General features: G+C 60.8%; 24 protein-coding genes and 1 tRNA gene. 14 read left to right on the top strand and 11 right to left on the bottom strand.

The window, feature by feature from the left end; translation table 11 throughout:
* Positions 1-14: 14 nt before the first annotated feature.
* The 3 genes from ACZ47E_RS15075 to ACZ47E_RS15065 all read left to right on the top strand — a co-directional run bounded on the left by ACZ47E_RS15075 (position 15) and on the right by ACZ47E_RS15065 (position 3,410).
* The gene (locus ACZ47E_RS15075) at positions 15-1,244 is read left to right on the top strand and encodes a hypothetical protein (protein WP_113730367.1); all 1,230 of its coding nucleotides are present in this window, start codon (positions 15-17) and stop codon (positions 1,242-1,244) included.
* A gap of 48 nt (positions 1,245-1,292) precedes the next feature.
* The gene (locus ACZ47E_RS15070) at positions 1,293-1,601 is read left to right on the top strand and encodes a hypothetical protein (RefSeq protein ID WP_004437838.1); all 309 of its coding nucleotides are present in this window, start codon (positions 1,293-1,295) and stop codon (positions 1,599-1,601) included.
* Positions 1,602-1,865: 264 nt separating this feature from the next.
* The gene (locus ACZ47E_RS15065) at positions 1,866-3,410 is read left to right on the top strand and encodes a hypothetical protein (RefSeq protein WP_278067684.1); all 1,545 of its coding nucleotides are present in this window, start codon (positions 1,866-1,868) and stop codon (positions 3,408-3,410) included.
* 85 nt (positions 3,411-3,495) lie between these two features.
* Here ACZ47E_RS15065 and rpsA read toward each other — a convergent pair whose 3' ends face one another.
* Positions 3,496-5,196 (bottom strand): 30S ribosomal protein S1, encoded by a 1,701-nt coding sequence (gene rpsA, locus ACZ47E_RS15060; RefSeq protein ID WP_004437832.1) that lies wholly within the window; start codon positions 5,194-5,196, stop codon positions 3,496-3,498.
* 170 nt (positions 5,197-5,366) lie between these two features.
* A complete protein-coding gene (cmk, locus tag ACZ47E_RS15055; RefSeq protein ID WP_004437829.1) occupies positions 5,367-5,999 on the bottom strand; it encodes a (d)CMP kinase in 633 nt (210 codons plus the stop codon).
* 226 nt (positions 6,000-6,225) lie between these two features.
* On the opposite strand from cmk, the gene ACZ47E_RS15050 reads away from it, so the two are divergent.
* A complete protein-coding gene (locus ACZ47E_RS15050; RefSeq protein ID WP_004437826.1) occupies positions 6,226-6,612 on the top strand; it encodes a TIGR02300 family protein in 387 nt (128 codons plus the stop codon).
* A gap of 152 nt (positions 6,613-6,764) precedes the next feature.
* Positions 6,765-6,840, top strand: a tRNA-Ala gene (locus tag ACZ47E_RS15045).
* A 75-nt stretch (positions 6,841-6,915) separates the two neighbouring features.
* On the opposite strand, the gene ACZ47E_RS15040 is transcribed toward ACZ47E_RS15045, so the two are convergent.
* Positions 6,916-7,416, bottom strand: coding sequence for a thermonuclease family protein (locus tag ACZ47E_RS15040; RefSeq protein ID WP_278067685.1), 501 nt, complete (start codon positions 7,414-7,416; stop codon positions 6,916-6,918).
* Positions 7,417-7,491: 75 nt separating this feature from the next.
* A complete protein-coding gene (locus ACZ47E_RS15035; RefSeq protein WP_006698082.1) occupies positions 7,492-7,866 on the bottom strand; it encodes a PAS domain-containing protein in 375 nt (124 codons plus the stop codon).
* A 207-nt stretch (positions 7,867-8,073) separates the two neighbouring features.
* Here ACZ47E_RS15035 and ACZ47E_RS15030 point away from each other — a divergent pair, with 207 nt between their 5' ends.
* The 7 genes from ACZ47E_RS15030 to ACZ47E_RS15000 all read left to right on the top strand — a co-directional run bounded on the left by ACZ47E_RS15030 (position 8,074) and on the right by ACZ47E_RS15000 (position 13,473).
* On the top strand, positions 8,074-8,976 hold the full coding sequence (locus ACZ47E_RS15030) for an NUDIX hydrolase (RefSeq protein WP_278067686.1): 903 nt from the start codon (positions 8,074-8,076) through the stop codon (positions 8,974-8,976).
* A 69-nt stretch (positions 8,977-9,045) separates the two neighbouring features.
* Entirely contained in the window at positions 9,046-10,017 is a 972-nt protein-coding gene (gene nadA / locus ACZ47E_RS15025; RefSeq protein ID WP_278067687.1) for a quinolinate synthase NadA, read from the top strand.
* Positions 10,014-11,579 (top strand): L-aspartate oxidase, encoded by a 1,566-nt coding sequence (locus ACZ47E_RS15020; RefSeq protein ID WP_278067688.1) that lies wholly within the window; start codon positions 10,014-10,016, stop codon positions 11,577-11,579. Before nadA ends, ACZ47E_RS15020 begins: the two co-directional genes overlap by 4 nt.
* 1 nt (position 11,580) lies before the next feature.
* Positions 11,581-12,438 carry a carboxylating nicotinate-nucleotide diphosphorylase gene (gene nadC / locus ACZ47E_RS15015; protein ID WP_044459454.1) on the top strand — a complete coding sequence of 286 codons (858 nt, stop codon included), beginning with the start codon at positions 11,581-11,583 and terminating at the stop codon, positions 12,436-12,438.
* 135 nt (positions 12,439-12,573) lie between these two features.
* Entirely contained in the window at positions 12,574-12,825 is a 252-nt protein-coding gene (locus tag ACZ47E_RS15010) for a GlsB/YeaQ/YmgE family stress response membrane protein (protein ID WP_004437812.1), read from the top strand.
* Between the two features lie 12 nt (positions 12,826-12,837).
* Positions 12,838-13,263, top strand: a complete 426-nt coding sequence (locus tag ACZ47E_RS15005) for a DUF3597 domain-containing protein (protein ID WP_004437809.1) — start codon at positions 12,838-12,840, stop codon at positions 13,261-13,263.
* Positions 13,264-13,284: 21 nt separating this feature from the next.
* On the top strand, positions 13,285-13,473 hold the full coding sequence (locus ACZ47E_RS15000; RefSeq protein ID WP_004437805.1) for a hypothetical protein: 189 nt from the start codon (positions 13,285-13,287) through the stop codon (positions 13,471-13,473).
* Between the two features lie 85 nt (positions 13,474-13,558).
* Here ACZ47E_RS15000 and cydX read toward each other — a convergent pair whose 3' ends face one another.
* From cydX to ACZ47E_RS14965, 7 genes are all read right to left on the bottom strand, one after another.
* Complete coding sequence (cydX, locus tag ACZ47E_RS14995; RefSeq protein ID WP_278067689.1) at positions 13,559-13,681, bottom strand: cytochrome bd-I oxidase subunit CydX; 123 nt, start codon at positions 13,679-13,681, stop codon at positions 13,559-13,561.
* Positions 13,682-13,703: 22 nt separating this feature from the next.
* Positions 13,704-14,861, bottom strand: coding sequence for a cytochrome d ubiquinol oxidase subunit II (cydB, locus tag ACZ47E_RS14990; RefSeq protein ID WP_278067690.1), 1,158 nt, complete (start codon positions 14,859-14,861; stop codon positions 13,704-13,706).
* A 6-nt stretch (positions 14,862-14,867) separates the two neighbouring features.
* A complete protein-coding gene (locus tag ACZ47E_RS14985; protein ID WP_006698090.1) occupies positions 14,868-16,445 on the bottom strand; it encodes a cytochrome ubiquinol oxidase subunit I in 1,578 nt (525 codons plus the stop codon).
* Positions 16,446-16,513: 68 nt separating this feature from the next.
* Complete coding sequence (locus ACZ47E_RS14980) at positions 16,514-18,199, bottom strand: amino acid ABC transporter ATP-binding/permease protein (RefSeq protein WP_278067692.1); 1,686 nt, start codon at positions 18,197-18,199, stop codon at positions 16,514-16,516.
* Complete coding sequence (cydD, locus tag ACZ47E_RS14975; protein ID WP_416359431.1) at positions 18,196-19,983, bottom strand: thiol reductant ABC exporter subunit CydD; 1,788 nt, start codon at positions 19,981-19,983, stop codon at positions 18,196-18,198. Before cydD ends, ACZ47E_RS14980 begins: the two co-directional genes overlap by 4 nt.
* Positions 19,984-19,996: 13 nt before the next feature.
* Positions 19,997-20,575 carry a GbsR/MarR family transcriptional regulator gene (locus tag ACZ47E_RS14970; RefSeq protein WP_004437788.1) on the bottom strand — a complete coding sequence of 193 codons (579 nt, stop codon included), beginning with the start codon at positions 20,573-20,575 and terminating at the stop codon, positions 19,997-19,999.
* 458 nt (positions 20,576-21,033) lie between these two features.
* Positions 21,034-22,065, bottom strand: coding sequence for an L-idonate 5-dehydrogenase (locus tag ACZ47E_RS14965; protein WP_022563448.1), 1,032 nt, complete (start codon positions 22,063-22,065; stop codon positions 21,034-21,036).
* A 214-nt stretch (positions 22,066-22,279) separates the two neighbouring features.
* Between ACZ47E_RS14965 and ACZ47E_RS14960 the strand changes: the two genes are divergently transcribed.
* Both ACZ47E_RS14960 and ACZ47E_RS14955 read left to right on the top strand, forming a co-directional pair.
* The gene (locus ACZ47E_RS14960; RefSeq protein WP_278067693.1) at positions 22,280-23,035 is read left to right on the top strand and encodes an SDR family oxidoreductase; all 756 of its coding nucleotides are present in this window, start codon (positions 22,280-22,282) and stop codon (positions 23,033-23,035) included.
* A gap of 85 nt (positions 23,036-23,120) precedes the next feature.
* A complete protein-coding gene (locus tag ACZ47E_RS14955; RefSeq protein ID WP_112637379.1) occupies positions 23,121-24,014 on the top strand; it encodes an NAD(P)-dependent oxidoreductase in 894 nt (297 codons plus the stop codon).
* Positions 24,015-24,073 lie beyond the last annotated feature (59 nt).

Here is a 24,073-nt window from a genome sequence, read left to right as displayed (position 1 = left end):
CGGGGACTTTCCAGATGATTACTCCGCTACAACAGACGGCGGGCATTGCAGTGAGCGACCTCATGCGCTCGATGGTCGAATCCATCGAGGAACGCCAGCGCGAGGAGCAGGAAAAGGCCAACGGCACCAAGAAGGATGATGCGGTCAGAACGAACCCGCAGCCGGATGAAAGCCAGCGCGTCGCCAATGAGAAGATAAGCGCTTATCTCTTCGGTGCCATGAAGCCGGACCCGGATGCCTTCGCCTCGCTTGTTTCCCGCTTTTCCGCCGCCCTCGGCATCACGCAGGACGTGGATGAATCCAATTTTTCCTTCGCACAAAGGCTTCAGGATGCGCTGACCCTGACCCAGGGTTTCGAAAAAACCGATGCGCAGGGAAAAGCCACCACAATTTCCCTCGCCTCCTTCGGTGTTTCGCAGTTGCAGGTCGTCGATGTACTGAACAACGGCGTCAACGCCAAAACCGATCCCATGGCGGCCCTTGCCGCCCGCATCGCCGAGCGTGCCGGCCTCACCGGAACGGAGGAGGATTTTGGCGCGCAGATGTCGGAGGCCATCATGGCCGCGCGGGCGACCTTGCCCATGAACGTCAGTGAACTGGAGGAATCGACCGGTCTCGAGGAGCTCGGCATCTCAGCCAGCGCGATGATCGCCGCCATCGCCAATCCTTACGGAGATCAGGCGCGAGCGGTAAAAGATGCGCTCAATGACAAGGCACAAGGCACTCTCTTCATGACGAGGGAGACCCTGAAGGTCATCCAGCGTCTGGAAGACGTGGCAGATCCGAAGTCTAAGGAAGAATTGCAGGCCGAACGTGGCGAAAAGCGCATTGGCGAAATCAACGATGCGGAAGTGGCAGCCGAACGGGAAGAAGATATCCAGACCCGTGACGCACAGGGCAAGCTTGAGGACGTGCAGGAACTTCAGGACGTCGTGAAGGAGCACATTGACGCCTCCGCCGATGAGAAGGCGGATGGCGCAGCCGGCCAGGGCCCCGCCGACATTTCATCGGAAATCGCCCTGATTTCCGTGCTCGCGGCAACGCCGGCGGAAGAGGCCCCACCTGCTGAAGGCGATAACGAGCCTGAGGGAGCGGATGCGGCCACCACGCCGGCCGATGCGGAAAACGAGGCAGAAAAGCTGCTTGATGCACAGGCCGCTGTCGAAGCTGCCGGAACCGACATCTTGCCGATTTCGGTCGATGAAAACGGCCTTTATGCATTGCTGAAGAAAAAGGCGGCATGATTGCCGTCTGGAACTGTCACGTGAGCGAAACATGATGTGAGTTCAGACATGGTCGATATCTCAGGCGTGTCAGGCGGCGCCATTCACGATGCCGAACCGAACGCGGCCCAGGCCCTTCTTTCCATGGCGGCTCCGCCCCTCGCGCCGGAGGATGCCACCATCATTCCACTGGCTGGCGAAGAAGCGACTATCGCGCCCGCAGAAATCCAGCCGGAGCGAAGCTTTCCGAAAGCGAGCTGGCTGGATGCCATGCCGCCGGAGGCGCTGGAAGTCACGGTGAGCGAACCCGATCGTATCTCCTCCGTCAACTCGGACGACAACGGGCTTTATCGCATGTTCATAGGCGTTTCGCCCTGAGCCGGTCCGGCCGTGCGCAATCACTTGGTTAGCCAAATCTTAATATCTGCAGGCGAGGATTCGGCTTGATGATTCTGTGTGCGCTGAAAAGAGCGGCCTTCGAGCCTATGGTGCACATGGCGCTCCCGCATGAGCGGGCGAGATGACACCTGTATGCCAGCGGCGTGGCGATTTTCAACATTCGAGGCAGATGCGGATCACAGAGCCAATGGGGATTGGCGCTTTCGCAGCCGGCGCCGGCCACCGATAGAAACGGAGCGCAGCATGTTACCGCCTGTATCCAAAGTTTCCGCAGCCGATGCCACCTATGGAGCCTCGCTCGCGCCGGCGCAGCGCGCGCAGCCGAAAGGCGTCGTGCAGCCGCAACCAAGCGCTGCCCTTCCCGAACAGAGCGCCAGCCTTTTTTCACGGGCTGCAGTGGCCTCCCTCGCCGGCGAGTTCCATCTGGCCCGGAGCACCGCAGTCTTGGCGGAAACACTCGGCAAGCTGATGAACCTGCCGCGACGGGACGGCGAAGCCGTCGAAACCTATGTCGGGCGTCTGACGGAAGCCTTACGCGCCCTGCCGCCCGCGCAGCGTCTTGCGCTGGAACAGCAGATTGGCAAAGCACTGCAGGGTCTCAGCCTTTCGATGCTCGCGGAAATCCTGAAACAGCCGACGGGACCGGATGCGGCGCGGCTTGCGCTGCTGATCGAACTATCGCGTTACAGGGGGGCCGATCTGGCTGCGAGGGCGGTGGTCTCCTCCTATCAGCAGAATAATTCCGCCAGTCCGGCGCCCGCCCAGCCCAGGCAGCAGCCGACCGCCGCGAGCCCCAATGCGGAGTTCCGTTCCAATCCGCCCGCGGCAGCGCAATTGCCGGGCTCCACGACAACCGGCCGTCTGTTGCCGCTGCTCACTGGCCCACTCGCTCTCAGCGGTGCGGCAATGAAGGCAACGGTCACGGCGCTGGCCGCGCAACCGGAAGGAGCCGTCCGGCGTTCCGCCGCGCCCGCAAATGCGCCTGACCTGCCAGACCAGCCGGCAAAACCGGAAGGCAGGACGGAAAACACAACGCGTCCGCTTCCGCCGCAGACGGGCAGCATGACAAAAGAAGCGCCGGCAGAGACCCGTCCAGGCAATCCGCCTCGCGCGCAAACCGGCGAAACACGCCCTGCCCTTCCGCCTCGGGAGATGATGAAGACCGAGCAGAAAGACGTCCGCACCGCCTCACCATCAATCTTCGGCCCGCCTGCAACTGATGCAGAGAACGTGGCCAGTCTTGTGCTGGCCGCCGCGGCCGGCAAACTGCCGGCGAGAGCAAGCACGACGCAGCAGCCCCCTGCCATGCCGCAGGGCATCCAGCCGCCATCGCCCGACGATCAGCCAACCGAAAAGTCGGGGCTGATGACGTCCGCTGCCCACCCAACAGGGGAAGAAGCGGAGACGGTGGCTCACCGGCCTGAAGCTCCCTACTCTTCGCGACTCCCGCTGGACACGGAAGCGAGAATGGCGATGATGGAGCAATCCGCTTCGCAATCGCTGATCGCCGCCGCTCTGGCAAAAGACGGTACGCCGCTGCCGCTCGTCGCTTATCCCCCTGCCGATGATGATTACGAATCAGAAGCGCCACCCCGGGGCGGCGGGCCTTTTTCCGACGATGAGGCGGAAAGCGAAAGCGGAGCGGAGTCTGAAAATTCCGGCGATGACGACGGCCTGGAAGAGCGCGTTGCCGCCAATGACGGGATCGACACGCAGGAACGTCCGACGGCGACGGCCGCCGACGACAGCGCGGAGAATTATTACCTCAAGATGAGCGGCGTCCTCTGAACGCCACATTGCCTGCCGGCGGATCGCCCAAGAAAAAACCCGCCGGAAAATTCCGGCGGGTTCTTCATTTCAACGATCTGGACGATTATTCGCCGCGGTTCTTCAGAGCCGCGCCGAGGATGTCGCCGAGCGAAGCGCCCGAGTCGGACGAACCGAACTGTGCGACGGCTTCCTTCTCTTCAGCGATTTCCAGAGCCTTGATCGAAAGCATGACCTTGCGGTCCTTCTTCGAGAAGTTGACGACGCGGGCGTCGACAACCTGGCCAACGGAGAAGCGCTCAGGGCGCTGCTCGTCACGGTCACGGGAAAGATCAGCGCGACGGATGAACGAGGTGAGGTCTTCGTGGTTGACGAGCTTCACTTCGATACCGCCATCGTTGACCGCGGTGACTTCAGCGGAAACGACTGCGTTCTTGCGCAGGTCGCCGGAAGAAGCGGCTTCGCCGACAGCGTCCTTGCCGAGCTGCTTGATGCCGAGCGAGATGCGTTCCTTCTCAACGTCAACGTCGAGAACGACAGCCTTAACGACGTCACCCTTGTTGTACTCTTCGATGACCTGCTCACCCGGACGGTTCCAGTCGAGGTCCGACAGGTGAACCATGCCGTCGACATCGCCTTCGAGGCCAATGAACAGGCCGAATTCGGTCTTGTTCTTGACTTCGCCTTCGACTTCCGTGCCAGCCGGATGGCTGTAAGCGAATGCCTGCCACGGGTTTTCAAGCGTCTGCTTGAGACCGAGCGAGATACGGCGCTTCGACGGATCGACTTCGAGAACGACAACGTCAACTTCCTGGCTCGTGGACAGGATCTTGCCGGGGTGTACGTTCTTCTTGGTCCAGGACATTTCGGAAATGTGGATCAGGCCTTCGATGCCCGGCTCCAGCTCAACGAATGCACCGTAGTCGGTGATGTTCGTGACCGTACCGGAGATCTTCTTGCCAACCGGGTACTTGGCGGAGATGCCATCCCACGGATCCGACTCGAGCTGCTTCATGCCGAGCGAGATACGGTGGGTTTCCTGGTTGATGCGGATGATCTGAACCTTGACCTGCTGGCCAATGTTGAGGATTTCCGAAGGATGGTTGACGCGGCGCCATGCCATGTCGGTGACGTGCAGCAGACCGTCGATGCCGCCGAGGTCAACGAACGCACCGTAATCGGTGATGTTCTTGACGACGCCGTCAACAACCTGGCCTTCTTCGAGGTTCTGAACGATTTCAGAACGCTGCTCGGCACGCGACTCTTCGAGAACCGTACGACGCGAAACAACGATGTTGCCGCGACGCTTGTCCATCTTGAGAATTTCGAAGGGCTGCGGGTTGTGCATCAGCGGGGTAACGTCGCGGATCGGACGAATGTCGACCTGCGAACGCGGCAGGAACGCAACAGCGCCATCCAGATCGACGGTGAAACCACCCTTGACCTGGTTGAAGATGACGCCTTCGACGCGCTCGCCAGCTTCGAACTTGGCTTCGAGCTTGACCCAGCTTTCTTCGCGGCGAGCCTTCTCGCGCGACAGAACGGCTTCGCCGAGAGCGTTTTCAATGCGCTCGACGTAAACTTCGACTTCGTCGCCGACCTTCAGCGTGCCGTCCTTGGACTTCGCGCCGAATTCCTTCAACGGTACGCGGCCTTCAACCTTGAGGCCGACGTCGACGATGGCAACGTCCTTCTCGATTGCCGTTACGATACCCTTGGCAACATAGCCTTCGGCAAGATCGTTGGAGGCAAAGGATTCTTCGAGAAGCGCTGCGAAATCTTCGCGCGTGGGGGTAGATACTGACATGAAATCTCCTGATTGCATCCGCGCAATGGCGAATACAAAAGCGCCGGTGGGCTAGTGTTGTTGATACCCGACCCCATGCCCGCCTTTTCAAAAGGCTTTCCGGCGCAAGGACATGTCTTCGGGCAATTCCTGACTAAACGCAGACGGCAGGAAGCCGTTCCGCGAAAAACCTATCTCTTCAGAGCGGCGTCGATGATCGTGCGCGCGGCCTGAAACGCCGCCTCTATACTCATTTCCGACGTATCTAGCAAGTGCGCGTCTTCAGCGGGTTTCAACGGGCTGTCGGCGCGGCCCATGTCGCGCTCGTCGCGTTTTTTCACCTCGGCGAAAATGGCATCATAATCCGCGGTGCCGCCATTGGCCAGAATCTCATCGTAGCGCCGGCGCGCCCGCACGTCGGCAGAGGCGGTGACATATAGCTTCACTGGCGCATCCGGGCATACTACCGTGCCGATATCGCGGCCATCGAGAACCGTACCCGGCTCCCTCAAGGCAAAACGCTGCTGCGCCATCACGAGCGCGCGCCTCACCGGTGTCATCACCGCAATCCTCGACGCGGCTTCGCCAATATCGTGCCGGGACAGGACGGAGCGGTCGAGCCCCGCAAGATCGACCTCCAGGGCGACCTTCTCCGCCACGGCCTCGTCATCCAGCGGCAGACCCGCGTCCAGAAGCGCCTTCGCTGTCGCCCTGTAGGTCAGCCCGGTATCGAGATGATGAAAACCGTAGGCTTCCGCGATCTTTCGCGACAGGGTTCCCTTGCCCGCCGCAGCCGGCCCGTCTATGGCGATCGTGAAGGTCATTAAGCTTTCCGCCTGTGCATCTGTTATTCATATAATAGAGTGCGACACGCCTTACGATTTATATCAGCATTCCCGCACAGGGGTTGCGCCAAGGCAGGAGGCACCCGAAGTTTGTCTTTGACACGAAAGAGCGCAACGATTAAGGGGACCGGCTATAAATTTTACCGTCTATGCCGGTTTTACGGCGTACACACCGAAACTCATTCGACAATTTGAGGCTTAGACAGTGGCAAAAGCGGAACTTGGTACCAAGCGCACAGACCCCGATACCGGCAAGAAGTTCTACGATCTGAACCGCGATCCGGTCGTTTCTCCTTACACCGGCAAGTCCTGGCCGCTCTCCTTCTTCGAGGAAAGCACAGCTCAGGCAAAGCTCGAGCAGGCTGAAGAAGAGGATGTAGCGGAAGTCGATACCGAAAACACGGAAGTCGAACTCGTGTCGCTGGAAGATGCCGACGGCGACAACAGCGGCGACGATATCCCTGATCTCGGCGACGACGATGACGTCGAAATCGACGACGATGACGACACCTTCCTGGAAACCGACGACGAAGATGACGACGACGACATGTCCGGTATCATCGGCGTATCGGGCGACGACGAAGAAGCTTGATTTTATTCGACAATTCGGCCCGACGACAAAAAAATGACGCCGGGCCGTTTTTTATGCTTGCACTCGTCGGAAAGCCGCAGTAGTAAGCCGCCACCGAACGGAACAACTACCGCTTCGGTTCCCGGAACCGGAAGAAATGCCGGAACCCTTATGGGGCTATAGCTCAGCTGGGAGAGCGCTTGCATGGCATGCAAGAGGTCAGCGGTTCGATCCCGCTTAGCTCCACCAAATTTCCCAAGACAAAATTCATCACGTCAGTAAAATCTGGATCGTGCGACCTTCAGTCCCACCTCACGCGGCCATCTATCGCAATAACGCCCGCACATCCTGTCCGTTGATACGGCATTCCAGAGAACGGAGCGCACCGCTCTCCTCCACCACGCGACATTCGACATATCTGCCGCGCAAAAGGTTCTCCAGCGCTTTGAAGGCATTGAGGCCGCAGGCATAACGGCGGCCGTCCGGGGTGGTGCAGACACGGTTTCTCTCCACCTCCTCCACGCCTGCTAGGCGGAACTCCTCGTTTTTGAAGGTGAAGCGGCTGCTGGAGATAACGCGAAGGCGCTGGTCGGCATGCATCTTCAGCGGGAGGGGATCCGGCGGGGTCGGAACGCGCTCGTATTCCTGCCGGATGGGGTCAACCCGTACGGGCGAGGTGGTCCACAGCTGTTCGGTGTTGGGCGCAAGTCCTGCCGAGGCGGAGGCAGTCTCGCCATTGACAAGCGAGGCAATACGCATGCCGGCTATGGCGACGCCTATGACCAGGACGATCTGAAACAGCAAAATTGCGACCTGCCGGACCATGTCACCGCAACATCAAAAACAATGAACAAAATAACATCGGCCTGACGTTCCCTTGCGAGAGGCCACGGCAGCCCATCACATCAATAGAAGCTTGCCTGCGCTGATATCCCTGACCGTGCCCATGGCCATGATCGGAAGCCGATCGCTGTCGAGGATCACGCGTCCTGTTGTCCGCAGCCAGCGAAAACCACCAGAGGTGAGCTGGATACGGTATTCCTGATCGTAAAACACGCCGTTCGTCAGCGAATTATAGACCGCTTCAGCCACACGCGCCCGGGAGCCGCTTTCGATTTGCGCAATAAAATCCTCTACCGGGATACCGCGGGCGGCCTTTTCCGGACGAACCTCCCGCAGGCGCGCGGCCACGGCATCCAGATAAACCAGATTTTGCCCAATGTTCCAAGTGTAGTAACCCACAAGTGTCTCTTCGAGAGATATGTTCTTCAACATCGGCCTTCAACAGTCTGAGATGCTTGTGGCGGGTCTCTACCATAATGGACGATAAACGGCTAACCACAAGAATTCATTCTTTTGTCTGATATAGTATCTTTTTTGGCCGGTCGCTTATCGACAGGCCATTTCGGCCGCCATGTTGGCGAAGCGATCTTCCTGTGCCAAAGAAGGTGGACCTTGCCGCCACAGATCACAGGAGCCGCCGTGACCATCGGGCTTGCCCATGCCGAACTCATTGCCGTCGTCACCGCCATTACCGGAGATGAACCGCGCGTGATGACCGTTCGGGCGGGGGCGGCGCTTCCTTCGGGACCCTTCGAATTCGGTCACAGGACGCTTCAAAGCGGCTTGCGGGAATGGATTCACGAGCAGACGCATCATCCCGTCGGTTATCTCGAGCAGCTCTACACCTTCGCCGACCGCGACCGAAACAACGATATTCCGGGCGGCAGAACCATCTCCATCGGCTATCTGGGACTTGTCCGCGAACAGGAGGCGATGGACGGCAAACGTCCTTTCTGGCACGGGTGGTACGATTATTTCCCGTGGGAAGACCATCGCCAAGGACGCCCCGCGGTTCTCGCCAGCATCATCGAGAAGCTGCGGGGATGGGCGGATTCCGACCCATCTTGTAAAAACCAGCGCCACTTGCGGGCCGATTTTACCTTCGGCCTCGACGGCGGCGGCTGGAACGAGGAACTCACCCTTCAGCGCTATGAGCTGCTGTATGAGGCGGGGCTAGTTGAGGAAGCACAGGCCGAACCCCGGATCAATTTCGGAAGGCCGATGTTCGCCGATCACCGCCGCATCCTCGCCACCGGAATTGCCCGGTTGAGGGCGAAAATCAAATACCGGCCGGTGGTATTCGAACTGATGGCCGATACCTTCACGCTGCTGCAATTGCAGCGCGCCGTCGAGGCGTTGGCCGGGCTGACGCTGCACAAGCAGAATTTTCGCCGGCTGATCGAACAGCAGCAACTGGTGGAAGAAACCGGCGACATGGCCACGGAAACCGGCGGACGACCGGCAAAGCTTTTCCGCTTCCGCCAGACCGTCCTCGATGAACGCGCCCTTTCCGGAACGAAACTGCCGCTCTCCCGCAATTGACATATGCTCATAATGAGAATATCTCTTCGTTCTAGATATACTCAAAACGAGCATAAATGGGAGAGCATCGTGAACGAGCAGATTTCCGCCGCAAGCCTTTACGACCGCGTCGCCCGCGTCATTCCCAAGGCCGAATGGATGGGTTTCCAGGACGATGTGGAGGCGATCCTTGAGTTGAAGCGCAAGCGTAATGCCGTCATCCTCGCCCATAATTACCAGACACCTGAAATATTTCATGGTGTCGCCGATATCGTCGGCGACAGCCTTGCCCTTGCCCGAAAGGCGATGGAGGTGGAGGCGGATGTCATCGTTCTCGCCGGCGTGCATTTCATGGCCGAGACGGCGAAGCTGCTCAATCCGGGAAAGACCGTGCTCATTCCGGATGTGGCTGCCGGCTGTTCGCTTGCCGATTCCATCACGCCGGAGGATATCACCCTCCTGCGAAAGGCCTATCCCGGCGTGCCTGTTGTGACCTATGTGAACACGTCCGCCGCAGTGAAGGCGGCGTCCGATATCTGCTGCACGTCGGGTAATGCCCGCCAGGTGGTGGAATCGCTCGGCGTGCCGCGCGTCTTGATGCTGCCGGATGAATATCTGGCGAAGAACGTGGCCATGGAAACCAATGTCGAACTGATCGCCTGGCGCGGCCATTGCGAAGTACACGAGCTTTTCACCGCCGATGACATCAGGGAGCTGCGGGAAAGCCATCCCGGCGTGATCGTACTGGCGCATCCCGAATGTCCGCCTGAGGTTGTCGAGGCCGCGGATTTTTCCGGCTCTACCGCCGTGATGTCCGACTATGTCGGTCGTGAGCGCCCCGCCCGCGTGGTGCTTCTGACGGAGTGCTCGATGAGCGACAATGTCGCCGTGCATCACCCGGACGTCGAATTTATCCGCCCGTGCAATCTCTGCCCGCACATGAAACGCATCACGCTCGGCAATATTCGCACAGCCCTTGAGGAAAACCGCCACGAAGTGACTGTCGATCCGGCCATCGCCGCTGCCGCCCGTCGCGCGGTGGAAAGGATGCTGGAAGTATGAGCGAGCGCTTGCCGCAGCAGGACTGGACGGCCATCGTCGGCAACGGCATTGCCGGCCTGATGGCGGCGCTGACACTTGCGCCGCAGCCCGTGCTGCTTCTGACACGTGGTGCGCTTGGCGGCGAAACGTCGAGCGCCTGGGCGCAGGGCGGCATTGCCGCAAGCCTCGGTCCCGATGACAGCGTCGCGCTGCATCTTGCCGATACGCTCGCCGCTGGAGACGGTCTCTGCGATGCGGAAATGGCCGCCGATATCGTTTCCGCCGCCCCTGCTGTCATCGAGGCGCTGGAGCAGGGCGGGGCGCGCTTCGACCGGGACGCCGATGGCAGGCCCATCTTCGGGCTGGAGGCCGCCCACAGCCGAAGGCGCATCCTGCACGCCGAGGGCGACGGTTCGGGCGCGGCCATCGTCAGGGCTCTCGCCGCCGCCGTTCTGCGCACACCGTCGATCACGGTTCTTGAAGGCACCGAAGTGCGCCGGCTGCTGACACAGGACGGCGCGATTGCGGGCCTCGCCTGCGCCGGACCGAAAGGCGGCTTCGTTCTGCCGGCAACGCGGGTGATTCTCGCCACCGGCGGCCTCGGCGGCCTCTACGAGGCCACGACCAATCCTTCCGGCAATTTCGGACAGGGCATCATGCTGGCCGCCCGCGCCGGCGCAATTCTTGCCGACATGGAATTCGTACAGTTCCATCCGACGGCGCTTTCTTCAGCGCGGCGGCCGCTGGCGCTGGTCAGCGAGGCAGTGCGGGGCGAAGGCGCACTTCTCCTCAACGAAAGCGGTGAAAGGTTCATGGCCCCTGTTCCCGGCGCGGAACTCGCCTCCCGCGACGTCGTCGCACGCGCGATAGATCGTGAAATCCTGCGCGGCGGCAGGGTGTTTCTTGACGCCCGCAAGGCCCTTGGCTCCGGCTTTTCCGCCCGGTTTCCTGCAATCGACCTGCTCTGCCGGGAGGCTGGAATAGATCCGGCCCGTGAACTGGTGCCCGTGCGCCCTGCCGTGCACTATCATATGGGCGGCATTGCCACGGACGGCAGAGGCCGAAGTTCGGTGCCGGGCCTGTGGGTCGCCGGCGAGGCCGCCTGCACGGGGCTTCACGGCGCCAACCGGCTGGCCAGCAATTCCCTGCTGGAAGCTGCCGCAATGGGTATGCGTGCGGCGCAGGATATCGCCACCCAGCCCTCGTTCGCACGGCCGAGTACCACCGCTTCTGCAACCCGCACGGTGGACAATCCTGCCGCCGATCCCGCCACCGTCCGCGCCATCATATCCCGACATCTCGGTATCGTCAGACATGCGGCGGGTCTAACCGAGGCGATCCGGGATTTACTGCCGCTCGTGGAGGGAAAGGGCCCGGCATCCGATCCCGCCCTCGTGGGTCTGGCGATCGCTGTTTTTGCCGCCTTGCGGACGGAATCGCGCGGAGCGCATTTCCGCGATGATTTTCCTGGGAAGGATGCGACGGCGACGAGGCGTCGCCTGAGCATGGCAGAGGTGATTGACCTTGCCCATGCCCTTTCCTCGACCAGCCCCTCCTCTTCCAGCTTCGCACGGACCGCCTGACATGACCCTTGCCCCCCTGCCCCGCCTCATCATCGAACCGCTGGTCCGTAACGCCCTTCTGGAAGACCTGGGCCTTGCTGGCGACGTCACTTCTACCGCCGTCATTCCCGCCGATCACCGGTCGGTCGTCGTCATGGCGGCACGCGAAGAGGGTGTCGTCGCCGGGCTTGATGCTGCGGAACTGGCCTTCCAGCTCGTGGACCCGGCCATCACGATAGAGCGGAACGTGCAGGATGGAGCTTCCGTCGCACCGGGCGACACCGTCGCAACGATCAGGGGGCCTTCACGCGGGCTTTTGACGGCAGAGCGTACGGCTTTGAATTTCCTCGGCCACCTGTCGGGTATCGCCTCCGTCACGGCTAAGATCGTCGCGGCCATCGCCGGGACCAATGCTTCGGTCGCCTGCACCCGCAAGACCACACCAGGCCTCCGGGCACTGGAAAAATACGCCGTGCGCGCCGGCGGCGGCATGAACCACCGTTTTGCACTCTATGACGCTGTTCTCATCAAGGACAACCACATCGCCGTGGCGGGCAGCGTGCGTGACGCGATCCGCCGTGCAAAAAAGGGTGTCGGCCATCTCGTCAAGATAGAAGTCGAGGTGGACACGCTTTCACAGTTGCGCGAGGCGATGGATGAAGGTGTCGATGCGGTTCTTCTCGACAATATGACGCCTGAACAGCTGCGCGAAGCGGTGAAAATTGTCGCCGGTCGTGCCATTACCGAAGCGTCCGGGCGCATCACTCCACAGACGGCTGCGGCCATCGCCGCCACGGGCGTCGACCTCATCTCCATCGGCTGGCTGACCCACAGCGCGCCAGTTCTGGATATCGGACTGGATTTCGAGAGCAAAAATTGAAGCCTGCACGCGGCACGGAACAAATTTTCCGCGCCATCGTTATTATCCCGCCTGGGGTCGATTCAAGGCGGGGGGACGTGCGCACAAAGCGGGTCCATATGCCTTTTGACCTCTCTTAGAAAGGAAAGGCCTGTTATGGAAGACGCACAAGTTGGCTGGATTGCAGCAATCATCATTGGCGGTGTAGCTGGTTGGCTCGCCGAACAGTTCATGAAAAGCAATATGGGTGTTTTCATGAACATTATCCTCGGCATTGTCGGTGCCATCGTCGCCAATTTCCTTCTGGGACTGGTGGGCGTTTCGCTCGGCGGCTGGATTGGCTATCTCATTGCCGGTTTCATCGGCGCCTGCATTCTTATTGCCGTCGGGCGTGCATTTCGGCGCTAAGGGGAGGACAGAATGAGCTTTTTCGACAAGATCAAGAACGCGATTTTCGGCAAGGCGGAAGCCGCCCCACAGACTTCGGCTCCGGCCGGCACGCCGACGGGCACTGCCAGCACAACTGCAGCGGCCCCTGCCGCACCGGCTTCACCTGCACCGACAACGGCGGCACCGGCTTCAACCGGCAACGTCGATGTAGCGTCCATCCTGGATGCGGCGGTTAAGAAAAACGGCCAGAAGCTGGACTGGAAGCACTCCATCGTCGACCTTCTCAAAGCCCTCGACCTCGACAGCAGCCTGACCGCCCGAAAGGAACTCGCCAGCGAACTCGGTTACACCGGCGATACCTCGGATTCGGCGACCATGAACATCTGGCTGCACAAGGCCGTCATCAAGAAACTCTCCGAAAACGGCGGCAAGGTTCCGGCCGAACTTCTGGACTGAACCGATAAACGGGAGGCCGCCATGGACGACTATTCCAGCTTGAGGGAGCAGATCGGTCGCGATCTCGACACCCTGCAGGGAACGGAGAACCCGAAATCGATCTTCGAAATCGCCGACGATTACCTTTTGGGAGATCCGGGTCTGAAGCGAACCATCGTCGAAGACATTATCAAGGAAGAAGCGGACAAGCGCGGTATTGCTATCCACTGAAGCAGCGCCTAGCAGGCACCGGCGTTAAAAAAGGGGCGGCATCCGGTTTGGATGCCGCCCCTTTTGTGTCACGCACATCAAACCGCTATCTATGCAGCTTGGCTTCGGCCTTTTTCGCGTTTTCTTCCATCAACTCATACCACATCGCATTCATGACGGCGAAGATGGCGGCGAGAGGCAGGCCGAGCAGCCAGGCGAAGTACCACATGTTCGATCTCCTTCTTTCTTGATCAATAAGCATGACCGCTGTCATCGCGGATCGCCTTTTCATCCACCTTGCCCCACAGCACCCGATAGACCCACGAGGTGTAAGCGACGATGATCGGGATGAAGATGAGGGCGACGACCAGCATGATGAACAGCGTCATATGGCTGGAGGACGCGTCCCATACCGTCAGGCTCGATTTCGGATCGACCGAAGACGGAAGGATGAAAGGAAACATCGTGAGCCCCACTGTCGAGATGATGCCGAAGATTGCGAGCGAACTGGCAAGCAGCGCCATCACCTCCCGGCGCAGCGTCAACAACAGCAATGCGACGAGCGGAAAAAGAAGGCCGAGGGCCGGCGCCAGCATCATCCATGGATGCGCTGCATAATTGGAGAACCAGACCCCGGTTGCAATCTCCACCGTCTTTGACAAGGGATTGGACGGCCCATCGGTCACGACTTCCGAGGTGAAGCGATAACCATCGATACCAAACCACAGAAGAACGCCGCCAAGCGCGAAGAGAACGGTGGTGGCAAGTGCGGCGACGGAGCCGAAACTGCGGGCGCGGGCCGCCACCGGACCATCCGTTTTCAGTACCAGCCATGCGGCGCCATGCATGACCAGCATGGCGACGGATACAAGCCCGCAGAGAATGGCGTAGGGGTTCAGAAGTTCAAACAGCGTTGTCCCGTCATAGAAAATCCTGAGATCGTCATTGAGGTGGAAGGGAACACCCTGCAGTACGTTGCCGATCGCCACGCCGAAGATAAGCGAAGGAACGAAGCCGCCGATGAAGAGCGCCCAGTCCCAGCCGGTGCGCCATGCGGTACTCTCGCGCTTGGACCGATATTTGAAACCGACCGGCCGCAGGATCAGTGCAAACAGGGTGGCGAACATCGCCAGATAGAACCCCGAGAATGACACCGCATAAAGCGGCGGCCAGGCCGCGAAGATCGCTCCGCCACCGAGGATGAGCCAGACCTGATTACCCTCCCAGACCGGGCCGATGGAATTGATGACGACACGCCGCTCCACATCCGTTTTCGCCACGAAGGGCAACAGCGCGCCGGTGCCGAGATCGAAACCGCCGGTCACGGCAAAACCGATCAGCACCACGCCAAGCAGCAGCCACCAGATGATGCGGAGGATTTCGTAGTCGATGAGTTGGTGCAATATCATGATCGTTTACTCCGCAGCGACGAGTTTTTCAGGAACGAGCGGCGCTTCCGGCTGATGGTCCGGATCGGGGCCCTTGCGGATCGCTTTCAACATCAGGCCCATCTCGACGATGAAAAGTACCGTGTAGATGGCGATGAAGCACAGGAGCGTGATGAGGACCGTGGACGCGCTGAGACTGGAGACGGCGGCTGCGGTCGGCAACACGCCCTCGATGATCCATGGCTGGCGGCCGAACTCGGCCACGACCCAGCCCATTTCCGCCGCGATCCATGGCAGCGGAATGGCGAATACCGCCACCTTCAGCAGCAACGGGTAATGATCCAGCCGGCGGCGGGCCGAAAGATAGAAGAAGGTCGCGGTCAGAAGGATGAAGAACATGCCGAGACCAACCATGATGCGGAACGACCAGAAGAGCGTCGGCACATGCGGGATGGTATCCGCCGCCGCCTTGGCGATCTGCTCTTCGCTCGCCTGACGAGGATCGTCCACGTAGCGTTTCAGCAGCAGGGCGTAACCGAGCTCATGGCCGAGTTCCGCGAAGGTGCCGCGCACCTCTTCCGGCAATTCGGCGCCCTTGCCGGTGGCGCGAATCTGCATCAGGGCATCATAGGCCTTGATGCCGTCGCGGATGCGGGTTTTGGCCTGCTCCACGAGATCGTTGATACCGGGAATTTCCGTATCGAGCGAGCGCGTGCCGATGAGGCCCATGACCCACGGGATCTTCACGGCAAAATGTGTCTCGCGCGATTCCTGATCCGGAAAGCCGATGGCGGTGAACGGGGCCGGCGCAGGCTCCGTCTCCCACATGGCTTCGATGGAGGCGAGCTTCATCTTCTGGTGTTCGGTCGAAAGATAACCGCTTTCATCACCCAGCACGACGACGGACAGCGCGGACGCCAGGCCGAATGAGGCAGCAACCGTCATCGAGCGTTTGGCAAGATCGACATGGCGGCCTTTCAGCACATACCAGGCGGAAACGCCGAGCACGAAGATGGATGCCGTGACATAACCGGCGGAAACCGTGTGAACGAACTTCGCCTGCGCCACCGGGTTGAACAGGACTTCAAAGAAGTCAGTTACTTCCATGCGCATGGTCTGGGGATTGAAGGCGGAGCCCGTGGGGTTCTGCATCCAGCCATTGGCGATCAATATCCAAAGCGCTGAGAAATTGGAGCCGAGCGCCACACACCATGTCGCGACGAGATGGCCGAGCTTCGACAGTTTATCCCAGCCGAAAAAGAACAGACCGACGAAGGTGGCTTCCAGGAAGAAGGCCATCATGCCCTCGATCGCCAACGGCGCACCGAAGATATCGCCGACATAATGGCTGTAGTAACTCCAGTTCATACCGAACTGGAATTCCATGACGATGCCCGTGGAGACGCCCAGCACGAAATTGATACCGAACAGGGTGCCCCAGAATTTCGTCATCTGCCGCCAGATTGTGCGGCCGGTCATGACATAGACCGTTTCCATGATGGCGATCACCACCGACAGTCCGATCGTCAGGGGAACGAACAGAAAGTGATAGAGAGCCGTCACCGCAAATTGCAGGCGCGACAGCGCCACTATGTCGAGTTCCATGGTCTTATCCACCTTTTCCGGAAGGCCGGCCTTCCATTTGTAAGACGACGCCGGCTCTCAAAAAAATCTCAGTCCGGGCGCAATGTGTTCAGCACTACGCCGTATTCCGGAGTGCCGCTTTGACATTCATCAAATTGACGCCCCTCTTTCAGCACGACGATGCGGTCTGCGAATTCCGCCTCGCGGCGATTATGGGTGATGACCACGACGGTCCTGCCCTCCGCCGAGGCAAACAGGCGGGCAAGCACGTCGCGGGCGGTCTCGCCGTCCAGCCCTTCCGTCACCTCGTCGAGAAGCCAGAGGGGCTTGTCGGTGAGCAGGAAGCGGGCCAGCGCAAGCCGGCGCGACTGGCCGCCGGAAAGCCCCTGTCCCGCTTCGCCAAGCCTCGCCTCCAGTCGGCCCGGCATGGCCTTGACGTGTTCGGCAAGGCCCGCCGCCGTGAGGACCTCCCACAACTGGCTCTCGGTCGCGGCAGGATTTGCCAGCCTTAGATTGTCGGCGATGCTGTCGCGGAAGATCTGGCTTCTCTGTGTCATAGGGCTGGACGGCAGCGCGCTGACCGTGCCTGCCGACGGCTGCAATTCGCCCGCCAGCAGCTGGATGAGGCTTGTCTTGCCCGCGCCGCTTGGACCGACGATCGCAAGCCTTTCTCCGGCGCAGATCTCAAGCTCGATATCCGTCAGCACTACGTTGCCTTCACGTTCGAGGCGCACGCCATGAAGCTCGGCCGCAATGCCGCCAGCCGGCAGGGGCGGACAGTGCAACGCAGCTGCAGGCGCGAGTCGTGGTGCAATGCGGCGTGCGGAAAAAAGCGTTCGTCCCAGTTCCATCGCCCCACGGCGCAGCGCCGTGAACGGCTCCAGGGCCGCCAGACAGACCAGCAGGCCAAGCGCCGCGGCGGGCGCACCGAGCTTTTCCTGCTCCGCCAGCCAGGCCACGCCGAGAAGCGTCGCGCTCAAAAGTACCGCCGTTGCAACGCCGAAGGAAAACCCGGCATTCGTCTCAATGCGGTTCAAAGCTTCATCGCAATCGAGCAGATAATCATCGGCCCGTTTCACCGCCTCGACCTGTGAGGCAAGCCGGCCGGCCACGAGCAGTTCCGCCTGCCCGCCGACAAGATCCGCCGCGCGAGCGCGTAGCGCCTCCAGACCGACCGCCCTTCGGCGCGAGAATTTCTCCGCCCGCAAAGCTGCACGCACCGCAATACCGAGGCCGGAAGCGACAAGAAACGATGCAGCCAGAAGACCGGCAAGCGGATCAATGAAAGCAAGCCCGATGCCGGTTGCGATCGCCGCAAGGACCGCGACGGCCGCGGGAAGCAGCACACGCAGGTAGAGTGAATCCAGCGCATCGATATCCGCTGTCAGCCGGTTCAAAAGGCGCGCCGGCCTTGCCTGGAGATTTTTCGCCGCCTGCGGCGCGGCAAAACCGCGAAACAGCTTTTCCCGAAGTGCCGCGAGGATGGAAAGCGTGGCCTCGTGGGTCGTCATGCGCTCACCATACCGCGCGGCGGTGCGGGCCAGCGCGAGAAGGCGAATGGCGGCTGAAGGTGCAAAAACGTCGAAAGCATAAGCTGTCGCCGGAAGCAGGCCGGCAATGGCGGTGGCCGTGATAAACCAGCCGGATATGCCAAGCAGACCGATGCCTGCCAGCACTGTGGTCGCCGCCAGAACCGCACCGGCCAGCAACATGCCGCTCCGTGCCGACCAGAAGAGGGCGATAACGGGTTTCAATATGGCGAAGCGCGACATCATGAGGGATCTCCCGATCTCACCGCCGCCATATCCACGACCCTGTCCATGCGCGCGGCCAGCACCGGATCGTGGGTCGCGACGATCAACGTCCTTCCCTTTGCCAGTTGCAGCAGGTTTTCCGTAACGAGTTCGGCCGTCTCGCGGTCGAGATGCGCTGTCGGCTCATCGGCCAGAATGAGCCGTGCGGCGGGGTCGGCGAAGGCACGGGCAATGGCGAGCCGCACCGCTTCACCGCCGGAAATGCCATGGCCGCCATCTCCCACCGGCAGATGCCCGCGGGAAGACGACAATTGATCGAGGCCGGTGCTTTCGAGCGCCATGTCAACCATGCTCCGCGTGATGCCGGCCCGGCCGAAGCGAATGTTCGCCTCCAGCGAGCCGGCTGTGAAAAACGGCTTCTGGCCAATCCACCCGATGGATTTGCGCAGTATGTCCGCCGTCTCATCGTCGAGTACGGTGCCGCCGATTTTTATCGTGCCGCCCTGGGCCTTGGCGAGCCCGGCAACAAGGGAGAGCACCGTGGATTTGCCGCAACCGGAGGGTCCGAGAAGTGCCACTGTTTCACCCGCCCGGACATTGAAATCGAAATTTCGAAGCACGGGCGATGCACCGGGATAGGCGAAGGTCAGGTCATGCATATCCACGGTTGCCGGCGTCGCAACTGTCACGTCCGGCGCGTCCTTGCCCGTGCCTGCAATAGCCGACCCACCCTTCGCCAGATTGTCGAGCGCTCCGAGCGCAGCCTCGCCGGCCGCCCGGTCGTGCCAGACGGCGGACAATTCCCGCAGAGGCTCGAAAAATGCCGGCGCGAGAAGCAAGATGAAAAGACCTTCGGCAAGCGTCAGTTTCTGACCCCACGCGCCGAAATCGAGAAAGCCGAGCAGATGGAAACCGATGTAAACGGCCGTCATGGCGACGCCGAGCGCCGCGAAAAGCTCAAGCACTGCCGATGAGAGAAAGGCGATCCTGAGCACCGCCATCGTTCTCTTCTTGAGATTCTGCGCATCGGCGCTCAGGCGTGTGGCCGTTAGATCGACCGCCTCCAGCGCGCGAATCGTTTCCAGCCCGCGCAGCCGGTCGAGCAGGAAAGCGTTCATATTGCCGGCCTCAACAAGCTGCTTTTCACTGGCGGCCTTGGCCTGCCAGCCAATCAAAGCCATGAACAGCGGAATGGTCGGCATGGCAAGCAAAAGCACCAGCGCCGCGATCCAGCTGAACGGAAGGATGACGAGGGCATATGCCACGGGAACGATCGTTGCCTTCATCCTTGCCGGGTGAAAACGGGAAAGATAGGGCACCAGTGCTTCCGACGTTTCGGCGACGACAGCTGCCACCTCACCGGAAGCCGTTCGCGAGAGGTCGAGCGGGGAGACCCTGGCCAGGGCGTGGAGCGCTTCCAGCCGCCGCTGCGAAAGAGCCGCCCGCGCCATACGGAACGACATGCGCGCTGCGGTTTTTTCCAGAAGGGCCTTGAGGATACCGAGAAGAAAAATGGCGGCAGCCGGCGGCATGAGCGCCATCATTGGCGCACCATCAGCAATTTTTCCGACGGAAAAGGCAAGCAGACCCGCCTGTGGCAACCAGAACAGCGAAACGAGAACATGCAGCAGGGAAGCCGATCTTGCCGCCGCCGGTGCGTGCATTTTTTGCGGGGTGGGCGCTTTATCGGCGCGGGGCTTGCGGCCAGGAATGGAAAAGACCCGCCGCGTACCGAGTGACAGTGCAACCGGCGCGGAACAGCCGTCATCGCGGCTGTCGGCCAAGGGAGGGGTCTGGGCTGACATGGTCATGATCGCCTCAGCCGTCCTTTTTCGCGACGCGGGGCCGACCAAGGGAAACGATCTTGTCCTTGGCCTCCAGAAGCTTGGTGACTTTGGAACCGAGCGCCAGAAGAGAAGCCAGCCGTTCCGTCTCCAGCCTTTTCACATCGTCATACCAACCCGTCAGCTGCTCGATCAGCGTCTTCATCTCATCGATACGCCTCTGCGCATGACGCTCATCTTCGTTTTCCGGCGTTTCCATCAGGATTTCCCGAAGCACGCTGAGGGTCGGATCGATTTCGCGTTTCTTGCGCTCCTCAGCAAGCGTTCGCAGGATGTGCCAGACATCCTCAGGCGTCGTGAAAAAATCACGCCTGTCTCCGGGGAAGTGCTTGAGGATTGCCAGATTCCAGGCTTGCAGTTCCTTGAGGCTCATCGACACGTTGGACCGCGAAATGCCGAGCGCCTCCACAATATCGTCCGCGCAGAGCGGCTGTGGCGATATGTAAAGCAGAGCATAAACTTGGCCGACAGTGCGGTTGATGCCCCAGCGGCTGCCCATCTCACCGAAATGCAGCACGAAGGACTGAACGAGCGGGGAGAGATTGGAAGACATTTCTCTTCTTTCTGAATTTTCAGTAATTTCTGAAATTTCGATAACGCAAAAAACGACTGGCGGCAAATCACCTTTTTGACCTGCGTCAAAATGTGCAAATGGGCAGAGACGACGCTGGTATAGACGGTCCTGGGTGCAGTCCGGGCAAAATATGCGGCAGTTGTGTTGGGGGGTATGACAGGCTGGAGCGTTTGCTGGCGTCCGTCACTTTCCCTCCGTCATTCCGGCCTCGAGCCGGAATCCAGTCAGCCCAAGTCCTTGGGCCGCAAGGACTCTCTCGTCGCGCAGACGCGTGTCGGCTGGATCCGGCTCCAGGCCGGAATGACGTCCCGAAGCAGTCGATGATATCGATAACATCTACGCGAGTCGCCACGACCAAGAATCAGCCCAAAAAAATGGGCGGCGGGATGACCCGCCGCCAATCGAAACGTCGGCGTAGTCGCGCGTAGAAACCTTGCTTACGAAAAAGCGATCTGAACCTTCATGGCGCGGCTGCGGTCGGAAGCGAATTCGAAGGCCGAGATGGCATCGGCGAGATCAACGGTCTGGGTGATGAAAGGTTTGACATCGATCAGGCCCTTTTGCATCAATTCAACGCCGGTTGCGAATTCCTCATGGAAGCGGAAGGAACCGCGCAGATCGAGTTCCTTGGCGGTGATCGCCATCATCGGCAAGCTCATATCGCCGCCAAGGCCAAGCTGGACGATGATGCCGCGCGGGCGAAGCGCCGCGATACCGCCGGCAAGCGCCACGGCGGCGCCTGAGCATTCATAGAGAATATCGAAGGTTCCCTTGTTCGCACCGTAGGCGGCAAGCGCGTCGGGCTCGTCCTTGCTATTGATGACGCGATCCGCACCCGCCTCACGCGCCTTGCCAAGCGTGAAATCGGAAAGATCGGTGGCGACGATCTCAGCTGCACCGGCGCGGCGCGCGGCCAGAATGGAGAGGATACCGATCGGGCCGCAGCCCGTGACAAGCACACGTTTTCCCAGCATATCACCGGCTCGGCGGGTGGCGTGCAGCGTTACCGCCAGCGGTTCCGCCATGGCGGCCTCACCGGCGCTCAGGCCATCGGCCGGCACGCATTGCAGGGCATCGGCCACCAGGACCTCGCGGAAGGCGCCCTGAATATGCGGGAAAGGCATGGCGCTGCCATAAAACCGCATGTTCAGGCACTGGTTGTGCAGGCCTTCCTGGCAGAAGCGGCAGGTTCGGCACGGCCGGGATGGCGAAACCGCAACCAGACCGCCGATCTTCAGCCCATCGACGCCTTCGCCCAGTTCCTCAATTACGGCGGAGACCTCATGGCCCAGCACCATCGGTTCACGCAACCGCACGGCGCCGAAACCGCCATGATTGTAATAGTGCAGATCACTGCCGCAGATTCCGCCCCTGGCCAGACGGAGCCGCACCTCACCCGGTCCCGGCTTTTCCTCCGGCCGGTCTTCGATGCGCACATCCTTTGCCCCGTGGGCGACAATCGCTTTCATGACAACTCCCGTTCAAGCGCGCGCCATTATGGCGCATAAAATTCTTCATCCCATTGCTGCCGCAAGATGCGCCTCGACGCGCCTTGTCAGTTCGCCACCCGCCCGATACGTACCGAAAGCGGGCGCATCAGCCTTGACATCCGCCCTCAAACGGATGAATGTTATCGGTAACATATACTTTCAAGAATGCAATGTCGAGAGACTGGAGGAAACAGTGGGCCTTAATTTGTTCGATCTTTCCGGCCGCCGCGCCCTGATCACGGGTTCGTCCCAGGGCATCGGGTTGGCGCTGGCGCACGGGCTGGCGGAAGCAGGGGCGGAAGTGGTGCTGAACGGGCGCGATGAGGTGAAGCTGAAGGCAGCGGCAGCCAGCATCAAGGGTGCCAGAACGCTTGCCTTCGATGCTACCGATCACGGCGCGGCGCGCGAGGCGATCGACCGTTTCGAAGCGGAGGTCGGCGCCATCGATATCCTCGTCAACAATGCCGGTATGCAACACCGAACGCCGCTGGAGGATTTTCCGGCGGATGCCTTCGAGCGCCTGCTGCAAACCAACGTCGCCTCGGTGTTTCACGCCGGGCAGGCTGCCGCGCGCCACATGATCGGCCGCGGCCGTGGCAAGATCATCAACATTGCCAGCGTGCAGACCGCCCTTGCCCGCCCCGGCATCGCCCCCTACACCGCCACCAAGGGTGCCGTTGGCAACCTGACAAAAGGCATGGCGACGGACTGGGCCAAATATGGACTGCAGTGTAACGCCATTGCGCCCGGTTATTTCGACACCCCGCTCAACGCCGCCCTTGTTGCGGACGAGACCTTTTCGGCATGGCTTGAAAAGCGCACGCCGGCCGGTCGCTGGGGCAAGGTCGAAGAGCTCGTCGGCGCCTGCATTTTCCTGTCGTCCGATGCATCATCCTTCGTGAACGGCCACATTCTCTACGTCGACGGCGGCATTACCGCCTCGCTTTGACACCCCAGGCCCGGATGGCCGGCTGCACCGCCATCCGGGCTTGAACGACGACACCACGACGCTTTGGGAGGAGGCCGTGACCACCATGACCGAGAAGAACAAAGTTGCACTGATCGGCGCAGGCGCCATGGGCGGGGCGATCGGGACACGGCTCATAGAGACCGGCAATCAGCTGACGGTTTTCGATCTGGATGCGGAAAAGGTGGCGGCACTGACGAGCCTCGGCGCGCAGAGCGCGAGCACAGCGGCGGAAGCAGCGTCGATTTCCGATGTAGTCATTCTCAGCCTCAATTCGCCGAAAATCGTTCGCATTGCCGTCTTCGGCAAGGATGGCGTCGCGGCGGGGGCCAAGCCCGGCACGCTCATCATCGACATGTCTTCCATCGATCCGGAAGCCACAAAGGAACTGGCAGCCGATGCCGCCGAAAAGGGCCTGCGCTGGGTGGACAGCCCGCTTTCGGGCGGCGCGCCCAAGGCGCTTGTCGGCCAACTGACGCTTATGGCGGGGGGCAGCGAAAAGGATGTGGCCGATGCGCATCGCGTGCTGCGACATGTGGCCAGCAATTACACTCATATGGGACCCTGCGGCGCAGGGCAGACCACGAAACTCATCAACCAGGTTCTGTGCGGTCTGAACTTCCTTGCTGTAGCGGAAGCGACGCAACTGGCGCTGGACGCCGGCGTCGATGCCGCAAAAATTCCGCAGGCACTGAAGGGTGGCCGCGCCGACAGCGCCATCCTGCAGGAGTACATGCCGCGTTACGTGGCAAGGGATTACCGCCGCACCGGCCGGATCGACAATATGGTGAAGGACCTGAACGGCGCGCAGGATCTCGCCCGACGCACCAACACGGCCATGCCGCTGACGGCTGTTTGCGCCGAGGTGCACCGGATGCTCACGGCAGCAGGGCTCGGTGGAGAGGACCAGGCAGCGCTTATGGAGTTTTTCAGCGGCGCAAAGCGAAGCTTTCCGGACTGATTGACCGGCAGACAGGGGATGGCAGGAGCCTGTTGATACAGTCCCTGCGAGCCATTGCG

This window comes from Agrobacterium sp. 5Ca39, from assembly GCF_055382365.1.
The sequence above is the reverse complement of the archived record's forward strand: the minus strand, read 5'-3'. Positions and strand labels throughout refer to the sequence as shown.

Coding starts and splice junctions, on each gene's coding strand:
- ACZ47E_RS15075 (WP_113730367.1), top strand. CDS start 15: ATGATTACTCCGCTACAACAGACGGCGGGCATTGCAGTGAGCGACCTC.
- ACZ47E_RS15070 (WP_004437838.1), top strand. CDS start 1,293: ATGGTCGATATCTCAGGCGTGTCAGGCGGCGCCATTCACGATGCCGAA.
- ACZ47E_RS15065 (WP_278067684.1), top strand. CDS start 1,866: ATGTTACCGCCTGTATCCAAAGTTTCCGCAGCCGATGCCACCTATGGA.
- rpsA (WP_004437832.1), bottom strand. CDS start 5,196: ATGTCAGTATCTACCCCCACGCGCGAAGATTTCGCAGCGCTTCTCGAA.
- cmk (WP_004437829.1), bottom strand. CDS start 5,999: ATGACCTTCACGATCGCCATAGACGGGCCGGCTGCGGCGGGCAAGGGA.
- ACZ47E_RS15040 (WP_278067685.1), bottom strand. CDS start 7,416: ATGGTCCGGCAGGTCGCAATTTTGCTGTTTCAGATCGTCCTGGTCATA.
- ACZ47E_RS15035 (WP_006698082.1), bottom strand. CDS start 7,866: ATGTTGAAGAACATATCTCTCGAAGAGACACTTGTGGGTTACTACACT.
- ACZ47E_RS15020 (WP_278067688.1), top strand. CDS start 10,014: ATGAGCGAGCGCTTGCCGCAGCAGGACTGGACGGCCATCGTCGGCAAC.
- nadC (WP_044459454.1), top strand. CDS start 11,581: ATGACCCTTGCCCCCCTGCCCCGCCTCATCATCGAACCGCTGGTCCGT.
- ACZ47E_RS15010 (WP_004437812.1), top strand. CDS start 12,574: ATGGAAGACGCACAAGTTGGCTGGATTGCAGCAATCATCATTGGCGGT.
- ACZ47E_RS15005 (WP_004437809.1), top strand. CDS start 12,838: ATGAGCTTTTTCGACAAGATCAAGAACGCGATTTTCGGCAAGGCGGAA.
- ACZ47E_RS15000 (WP_004437805.1), top strand. CDS start 13,285: ATGGACGACTATTCCAGCTTGAGGGAGCAGATCGGTCGCGATCTCGAC.
- cydX (WP_278067689.1), bottom strand. CDS start 13,681: ATGTGGTACTTCGCCTGGCTGCTCGGCCTGCCTCTCGCCGCCATCTTC.
- cydB (WP_278067690.1), bottom strand. CDS start 14,861: ATGATATTGCACCAACTCATCGACTACGAAATCCTCCGCATCATCTGG.
- ACZ47E_RS14985 (WP_006698090.1), bottom strand. CDS start 16,445: ATGGAACTCGACATAGTGGCGCTGTCGCGCCTGCAATTTGCGGTGACG.
- ACZ47E_RS14980 (WP_278067692.1), bottom strand. CDS start 18,199: ATGATGTCGCGCTTCGCCATATTGAAACCCGTTATCGCCCTCTTCTGG.
- cydD (WP_416359431.1), bottom strand. CDS start 19,983: ATGTCAGCCCAGACCCCTCCCTTGGCCGACAGCCGCGATGACGGCTGT.
- ACZ47E_RS14970 (WP_004437788.1), bottom strand. CDS start 20,575: ATGTCTTCCAATCTCTCCCCGCTCGTTCAGTCCTTCGTGCTGCATTTC.
- ACZ47E_RS14965 (WP_022563448.1), bottom strand. CDS start 22,065: ATGAAAGCGATTGTCGCCCACGGGGCAAAGGATGTGCGCATCGAAGAC.
- ACZ47E_RS14955 (WP_112637379.1), top strand. CDS start 23,121: ATGACCGAGAAGAACAAAGTTGCACTGATCGGCGCAGGCGCCATGGGC.